This is a genomic window from Bacteroidales bacterium (genome assembly GCA_021157585.1).
Lineage (GTDB): Bacteria > Bacteroidota > Bacteroidia > Bacteroidales > UBA12170 > UBA12170.
Genome location: JAGGWH010000082.1, coordinates 1 through 7,861, shown reverse-complemented (window position 1 = coordinate 7,861; position 7,861 = coordinate 1). Strand labels below are relative to the sequence as shown.

At 37.8% G+C, this 7,861-nt stretch carries 8 protein-coding genes; all 8 read right to left on the bottom strand.

The genetic code is table 11. From position 1 onward, the window contains the following. Window positions 1-143: hypothetical protein (locus tag J7K39_05600; GenBank protein MCD6179360.1), on the bottom strand; the 143-nt coding region annotated here is incomplete at its 3' end. 24 nt (window positions 144-167) lie between these two features. Continuing rightward, complete coding sequence (gene leuD / locus J7K39_05595; GenBank protein MCD6179359.1) at window positions 168-767, bottom strand: 3-isopropylmalate dehydratase small subunit; 600 nt, start codon at window positions 765-767, stop codon at window positions 168-170. Between the two features lie 3 nt (window positions 768-770). After that, complete coding sequence (gene leuC, locus J7K39_05590; protein ID MCD6179358.1) at window positions 771-2,165, bottom strand: 3-isopropylmalate dehydratase large subunit; 1,395 nt, start codon at window positions 2,163-2,165, stop codon at window positions 771-773. Window positions 2,166-2,230: 65 nt separating this feature from the next. Continuing rightward, on the bottom strand, window positions 2,231-3,742 hold the full coding sequence (locus J7K39_05585) for a 2-isopropylmalate synthase (GenBank protein ID MCD6179357.1): 1,512 nt from the start codon (window positions 3,740-3,742) through the stop codon (window positions 2,231-2,233). Window positions 3,743-3,747: 5 nt separating this feature from the next. Continuing rightward, window positions 3,748-4,794 (bottom strand): ketol-acid reductoisomerase, encoded by a 1,047-nt coding sequence (ilvC, locus tag J7K39_05580; GenBank protein MCD6179356.1) that lies wholly within the window; start codon window positions 4,792-4,794, stop codon window positions 3,748-3,750. A gap of 46 nt (window positions 4,795-4,840) precedes the next feature. After that, window positions 4,841-5,380 carry an acetolactate synthase small subunit gene (ilvN, locus tag J7K39_05575; GenBank protein ID MCD6179355.1) on the bottom strand — a complete coding sequence of 180 codons (540 nt, stop codon included), beginning with the start codon at window positions 5,378-5,380 and terminating at the stop codon, window positions 4,841-4,843. A 25-nt stretch (window positions 5,381-5,405) separates the two neighbouring features. Further along, window positions 5,406-7,148 (bottom strand): biosynthetic-type acetolactate synthase large subunit, encoded by a 1,743-nt coding sequence (gene ilvB, locus J7K39_05570; protein ID MCD6179354.1) that lies wholly within the window; start codon window positions 7,146-7,148, stop codon window positions 5,406-5,408. 49 nt (window positions 7,149-7,197) lie between these two features. After that, the coding region (locus J7K39_05565; protein MCD6179353.1) for a dihydroxy-acid dehydratase at window positions 7,198-7,861 on the bottom strand (664 nt) is incomplete at its 5' end.

Below are 7,861 nucleotides of genomic sequence, written 5' to 3'. Positions count from 1 at the left end.
GAAGCTACTTCCAAATAATCAAGCTTAAGTTCAGTTAATAATAGTTTTGCTATACTTAGCTTTTCAACAGCAGTAAAGGATACTCCGGTAGTTTGCTCTCCATCGCGCAAAGTGGTATCCATTATTTTTATTAATCTATTCATTAAAATATATTTTAAAGTGGTAGATTATTCGCCTACTTTTTGCTGTTCAAATTGTTCAATTTCCGGTAAAATGCTTCGCAAATAATCAAAATCGTCATAACCATTCAATAAACATTCTTTTTTGTAAGAACTTATATCAAAATGAAACCTTAACTTTTCTTTAGTGACAGACAACAGCTGATCTTTTAAATTAACCGTAAAATTTGTTTCGGGATCTTTAGCTATAAGATCGAAAATTTGCTGTAGTTCATCCTCTTTTAGTTGAATAGGTAGTAAACCGTTATTAAGTGCATTATTTTTAAAAATATCTGCAAAATAACTGGAAATCACTACTCTAAAACCATCATCATAAATAGCCCAAGCCGCATGCTCTCGGCTGGAGCCACATCCAAAATTCTTACCGGCAACCAAAATTTTACCGCTATACCTCGTATCGTTTAAAGAAAAGTCAGAAATTTTATTATCCGATTTATCGTAACGCCAATCACGAAATAAATTTTCGCCAAAACCTTTACGCTCTACTGCTTTTAAAAAGCGGGCAGGGATTATCTGATCGGTATCTATATTTTCTGTTGGTAGAGGTACAGCTTGGCTGACCAATACTTTAAATTTTTCTAAGCTCATATTCTAAATTTTGTCGTTTAATAAATCCACCGGATTTGTTATTACTCCTGTTACCGCAGCGGCGGCGGCAACTAAAGGACTGGCCAAAAGCGTTCTTGAACCGGGTCCTTGGCGACCTTCAAAATTGCGATTAGATGTGGAAACAGAATATTTTCCAGCCGGAACTTTATCATCGTTCATTGCAAGACAAGCAGAACAGCCAGGCTGACGTAATGAAAATCCTGCTTCCTCCAAAATATCGACAAGACCTTCCTCTTGAGCTTGTTTTTTTACTTTTTTTGATCCCGGAACTATCCAAGCCGTAATATTATCAGCCTTTTTCTTTCCTTTAACCATATTGGCAAAAGCACGTAAATCTTCAATCCTACCGTTGGTACAACTGCCCACAAACACATAATCAACAGCCTTTCCCAATAAGCTTTCGCCTGCTTTAAATCCCATATAATCTAATGCTTTTGAAAAGCTCGGATCAGAATCAACAGGAATAAGCCCATCAATATTCATTCCCATTCCCGGATTAGTTCCATAAGTAATCATTGGTAAAATATCCGTAGCATCATAAGAATATTCCTTATCGAATATCGCTTCATCATCTGTTTTTAATTTTCCCCATTCTTCTACCTTCTCGATCCAATCCTGTCCTTTAGGACTAAATTTTCTGTTCTCTAAATAGTCGAAAGTTTTCTGATCTGGTGCTATTAGACCTCCTCTTGCACCACATTCAATACTCATATTGCAAAGACTCATACGCGCTTCCATAGAAAGTTGCTGAATAGCTGTTCCGGCAAATTCAATAAAATAACCCGTTCCTCCACTACTACTAATATCTGCAATAATATGAAGGATGATATCTTTGGATGTTACTGCAGGATTTAATTTCCCATCTACGGTAATGCGCATTTTTTGCGGCTTACTTTGGAGTACACATTGACTCCCAAATACCATTTCTACTTCGCTGGTTCCTATACCAAAAGCAACAGAGCCAAACGCACCATGAGTTGATGTATGACTATCGCCACAGACAATGGTTGTTCCGGGAAGTGTTAAACCTAATTCAGGACCAATTACGTGTACAATACCTAGAGATTCATGCTTTAAATCATAAAGTTGAATATTATGATTTGTGCAGTTTTTTTCGAGCATCTTTACCTGATTCCGCGACAAGGCATCTTTAATAGGTAAATGTTGATTGATGGTTGGAATATTGTGATCCATAGTGGCCGTAGTTTGCTCTGGTCGAAGAACTTTTAAGCCCTTTTTTTCTAAATTGCCAAAGGCTACTGGGCTCGTTACTTCGTGAATATAATGTCGATCGATATAAAGAACACTGGGACCATCTTTAATTTTCTTCACAACATGGGCGTCCCATATCTTATCAAATAATGTTTTTGCTTGCATATTTTTATTTTTTTCCGTCAAAGACGGACTCTCTAATTAATTATTTGTTGTACTTCTATGCTGATTTAGCTGCTTTTATGGTTTGAATTCATTTTATTTACCGCATCCAAATAGGCTTCAACAGAAGCAGTTATAATGTCGGTATTGGCAGAAAAACCATAATAGGTATTTCCTTCATAAACTACTTGCATATGCACTTTCCCCACATCATTACTTCCACGAGTCATTGCCTGAATCAAAAATTCATTCAGTTTTACTTTTCGTTGCAAAATGGTTTTAATGGCTTTTAATGCTGCATCAACAGGGCCATTACCCGATTTTGTTTCGGTAAATAACTCCCCGGCAATATCCAAACGAACCGTTGCCATAGGCATTAAATCTTTACCTGTTACTACTTGTAAAAAGTCTAATTTTATCCTTCGCTCTTCTTTTCTAATATCTCCCAATAGCAAAGCAATATCATCATCATTAACGTCTTTCTTTTTATCGGCAAGAACAATAAAATCTTCATAAACCTTATCTAGCTTATCTTTAGGAACTTTATATCCCATCAATTCCAATCGGTTATTCAAAGCCGCTCTGCCACTGCGTGCTGTTAAAACCAAAGAAGATTCGTTGATTCCAACATCAGCAGGATTAATAATCTCATAATTCTCACGATTTTTAAGAACTCCGTCTTGATGGATCCCGCTGGAATGTGCAAAAGCATTGCGACCCACAATTGCTTTGTTGGGTTGAACCGGCATATTCATTAAGCTGGAAACCATACGACTTGTATTATAAATTTTTTCCGTTTGAATATTGCTCTGCACTTTTAAGCTTTCGTGACTTTTGATAATCATGGCAATTTCTTCTAAAGAGGTGTTTCCTGCTCGTTCTCCAATACCATTTATTGTCACCTCTACTTGTCGTGCCCCATTGCTTATTCCTGCAATAGTATTGGCTGTAGCCATTCCTAAATCATTATGACAATGAGTTGAAATGATAGCTTTATCGATTCCATTAACATGCTCAAAAAGATATTTTATTTTTTCTCCGTACTGATCGGGCAAACAATAACCTGTTGTATCGGGAATATTCACTACGGTAGCGCCGGCTTTAATTACAGCTTCCACTACACGAGCCAAATATGCATTATCAGTTCTTCCGGCATCTTCTGCATAAAATTCTACATCCTCTACAAACCTTTTAGCATATTTTACGGCTGCGATCGCACGCTCGACAATAGCATCTTCGTTGGAATTAAGTTTGTAATTGATATGGTAGAATGAAGTCCCTATTCCTGTGTGAATACGTTTTCTTTTTGCATATTTTAGAGCTTCGGCAGCGACTTCTATATCTTTTTCTACTGCTCTGGTAAGACCACAAATAACCGACCAAGCTACTGCTTTTGAAATTTCAACTACTGAATTAAAATCACCGGGACTTGAAACAGGGAAACCCGCTTCGATAACATCTACACCTAACTCTTCCAAAGTCTTGGCAACTTCAATTTTTTCAATGGTATTCAACTGACAGCCGGGAACTTGTTCTCCATCACGTAATGTTGTATCGAATATGTAAATTTTATCTTCCATATTTTCTAATTATTTTCCGGTCTTAATTTTCGGACTACAGCTCCAACTTTCCACATTTCACTGTTATGAAGTTCGTCTAATTCAGCATCTAAACTTTTACGGTAATCTTCTTTGCTGTTTGCTTCAATTACTACGGCACTTTCATGACCTTCGGCTACCTTATTATACAAATCGTTGAAGACCGGTTTTGTTGCATCACGAAACTTTTTCCACCAATCGAGAGCACCTCTTTGTGCTGTGGTTGAGCAGTTGGCATACATCCAATCCATTCCATTTTCGGCAACGAGGGGCATCAGGCTTTGGGTTAACTCTTCAACAGTTTCGTTAAACGCCTCTGAAGGAGAATGACCATTTTCACGTAAAACTTCAAACTGTGCTGCAAAAATCCCTTGGATAGCACCCATCAAAGTACCTCTTTCACCCGTTAAATCTGAATAGACTTCTTTTTTAAAAGTGGTATTGAAAAGGTAACCTGCACCAACACCAATACCTAAAGCGGAAACGCGTTCTGTTGCTCTTCCTGTAGCATCTTGATGAACGGCAAAGCTGGCGTTCAATCCACGATTTTCCAAAAACATTCTACGAAGACTCGTTCCCGATCCTTTGGGAGCCACTAAAATTACATCTACATCTTTTGGTGGAACAATATTGGTTTGCTCTTTATAGGTAATCGCAAATCCGTGAGAAAAATAAAGTGCTTTTCCTGGAGTTAAATAACGCTTAACGGTAGGCCACAGGGCAATTTGTCCAGCATCAGATAGCAAATATTGAATAATTGTTCCTTTATCGCAAGCGGTTTCAATATCGAAGAGGTTTTCTTCTGGTACCCAGCCATCGGCGACAGCCTTATCCCAAGATTTGGAATTTTTACGCTGCCCAACAATTACATTAAAGCCATTGTCTTTAAGATTGAGTGCTTGTCCGGGACCTTGAACGCCATAGCCAATTACTGCAATTGTTTCATCTGCAAGCGTTTCCCTTGCTTTATCTAATGAGAATTCTTCTCGTGTTACAAGATTTTCTTCTACTTCTCCAAATTTCATTGTTGCCATTGTGTTCTATTTTTTTAAGATTCTATTTATACTTTTCATAATTTATTTATTCGGCCAAGGCTTTTTTTTCAAGCTTCACCAAATATTCACTCAATAATTCTTTTTTTAGTCGCGTTATAGCTACTCTTCCCGAGCGCACAAACTGAAGTACGCCATAGGGTCTTAATTCTTCAAAAAGTCGCTGTGTTTCTGCTTTATGTCCTGTTTTTTCTATGGCTGTATAGTCTTTTGTTACTTCCAGAATTCTGGCGTTATATTTCCGGATGATACTTTCTACTTTATTGGATTCCAAAAAAGTAGATGTTTCAATTTTATACATCGCCATTTCCTGATGTAAAACTTCACTTTCACGTAAAAAGAAAGTACGTAAAACCTCTACTTGTTTATCCAGCTGTTTAACCAGATTTTCGACTGTATGTAAATCGCATTTTACAACGATGGTAAATTTATAGACGCCTTTAATAGCCGATTCGGAAACCGTTAAACTATCAATATTCAATTTTCTTTTGGTAAAATTGATCGTGATTCTGTTGAGTATTCCGATACTGTTTTCAGAAAACAAAGCGATTGTAAATTCTTCTATCATGGTTATTTATTTATAGATTTTGTATTTATTCTTCATCCCCATAAACTAATTCATCAACTGCCGACCCTGCTGGGATCATTGGGAAAACATTTCCTTTAGCTTCAACGGCAACTTCTAAGATGAAGGGCTTTTTACTGTTCATCATTTTCTCAACGGCTTGATATAGTGTTTCTCTTTTACTAACTCTTTCACCATCAATCCCATAGGACGAGGCCAACAAAACAAAGTTGGGACTGGTAATTTCTGTGGAGGCATAGCGTTTATCAAAAAACATTTCTTGCCATTGACGCACCATACCCAGAAAATTATTGTTTAAAACAATCATCTTTAGAGGCACATTGTTGTGGGCAATAGTTCCCAATTCTTGCATAGTCATCTGAAAGCCGCCATCGCCAGAAATAGAAACGACCTCTCGGTTTGGAGCTCCTATTTGAGCGCCCATAGCAGCAGGCAATCCAAAGCCCATAGTTCCTAGTCCTCCGGAAGTGATAAAACTTCTTTTATTCTTGAATTGATAATACCTTGAAGCTATCATTTGATGTTGTCCAACATCGGTAACAATAACCGCTTCTCCCTTGGTTATATCATTCAAATGTCTTAATACTTCGCCCATTGTTATTGGTCCTGTTTCTGGGTAAAGTTCTTTTTTGATTACCCTGTTTTCCTCTTTTCCATCGATATATTTAAAACTATTACGCCAATCTTTATGCGCATTTGGACTGACCAATTCTGTTACTTTTGCTAAAGTATCCTTAACATTTCCCATCACTGTAACATCTACTTTGATGATCTTATTGATTTCAGCTTTATCAATCTCGAAATGAATTTTCTTTGCATTAGGGGCGTAGGTTGTTACTTTACCCGTAACCCTATCGTCGAAACGCATACCCAAAGCAATAATTAAGTCCGCTTCGTTGGTTTTGATATTGGGCGCCGCATGTCCGTGCATACCTACCATTCCGGTATAAAGCTTATGCTTATTTGGCAAAGCCGACAAACCCAATAAAGTGCTGGCTACAGGGATTCCTGTTTTTTCTACGAAAGCTAATAATTCCTTTTCGGCATGTCCCAAAACAACACCCTGACCCACTATGGCAAGTGGTCTTTTAGCTTGATCTATAAGCTCTACGGCTTGGAGAATCTTATTTTCTTTGGTTTCTGGAATAGGAATGTAAGATCTTATTTTTGTGCATTTTTCATAATAATAATCTACCTCTTCCAACATAGCATCTTTGGTAATATCTATGAGTACGGGACCAGGACGACCCGCACGAGCAATATAAAATGCTTTTGCTATTGCCGGAGCAATTTCTTCTGCTTTAGTGATCTGGAAATTCCATTTTGTAACAGGCATTGAAACGCCCAATACATCAGTTTCTTGAAAAGCATCTGAGCCAAGAAGATTGGAATACACCTGACCCGTAATACAAACCAAAGGAGTAGAATCCATAAAAGCATCGGCAATGCCTGTAATTAGATTTGTTGCTCCTGGACCCGAGGTGGCTAAACAAACACCAGCTTCTCCACTAATGCGCGCATAACCCTGAGCAGCGTGAATAGCACCTTGCTCATGACGTGTTAAAACGTGGTGCAGCTGATCTTCAAAATCCATTAACTTATCATATATTGGCATGATAGATCCACCAGGATAACCAAAAGCTGTTTTCACATTTTCGGCTATCAAGGATAATATCAAAGCCTCTGAACCGCTCACTCGCTTGGTTTCTTTTTTCTCAACCTTTTCTTCTTCTAGTGTTAAAGTATTCATTTCAAAATTCATTAGTACGGTATTTGTTAATGATTTATTGATTATTTATTTAAAGTTTTCGTATTGCACCTAAATCAGCAGAAGACACATGAGCAGCATATATTTTCAATGCTTTACTCACTACTCTATCTCTGTTTTTCGGTTGATACGCTTTAGAGCCTTTTGCTTTTTCCTCTTCTTTTCTTTTTTCCAGTTCAGCATCATCAATTTGAAGGTTAATGCTTCTGGAAGGAATATCTATCAGGATGGTATCTCCGTCTTGTATCAAGGCTATTTCTCCTTTGGCAGCAGCTTCGGGCGAAACATGACCAATAGATAATCCTGATGTACCACCAGAAAAGCGACCATCGGTAAGTAGGGCGCATTCCTTATCTAATTTCATGGTTTTAAGATAGGAGGTAGGGTACAGCATTTCCTGCATTCCCGGACCTCCTTTTGGTCCTTCGTAACGAATAACTACAACATCACCGGGCTTTACTTTCTTGGTTAAGATGCCTTCAATTGCATCTTCCTGCGATTCGTAAACTTTAGCCTTGCCTTTGAAGGTTAAAATACTCTCATCAACACCTGCCGTTTTTACCACACAACCTTTGCTGGCAATATTTCCAAAAAGAACGGCCAAACCACCATCGTTGCTGTAAGCATTTTCTAAAGACCGTATGCATCCCTTTTGCTCATCCAAATCAAGACTTTCATATTGATTTTCTTGAGAT

Excerpts from the sequence above, each read along its gene's own strand:
- J7K39_05585 (MCD6179357.1), bottom strand. The coding sequence starts at position 3,742 with ATGGAAGATAAAATTTACATATTCGATACAACATTACGTGATGGAGAA.
- ilvC (MCD6179356.1), bottom strand. The coding sequence starts at position 4,794 with ATGGCAACAATGAAATTTGGAGAAGTAGAAGAAAATCTTGTAACACGA.
- leuC (MCD6179358.1), bottom strand. The coding sequence starts at position 2,165 with ATGCAAGCAAAAACATTATTTGATAAGATATGGGACGCCCATGTTGTG.
- ilvB (MCD6179354.1), bottom strand. The coding sequence starts at position 7,148 with ATGAATACTTTAACACTAGAAGAAGAAAAGGTTGAGAAAAAAGAAACC.
- ilvN (MCD6179355.1), bottom strand. The coding sequence starts at position 5,380 with ATGATAGAAGAATTTACAATCGCTTTGTTTTCTGAAAACAGTATCGGA.
- leuD (MCD6179359.1), bottom strand. The coding sequence starts at position 767 with ATGAGCTTAGAAAAATTTAAAGTATTGGTCAGCCAAGCTGTACCTCTA.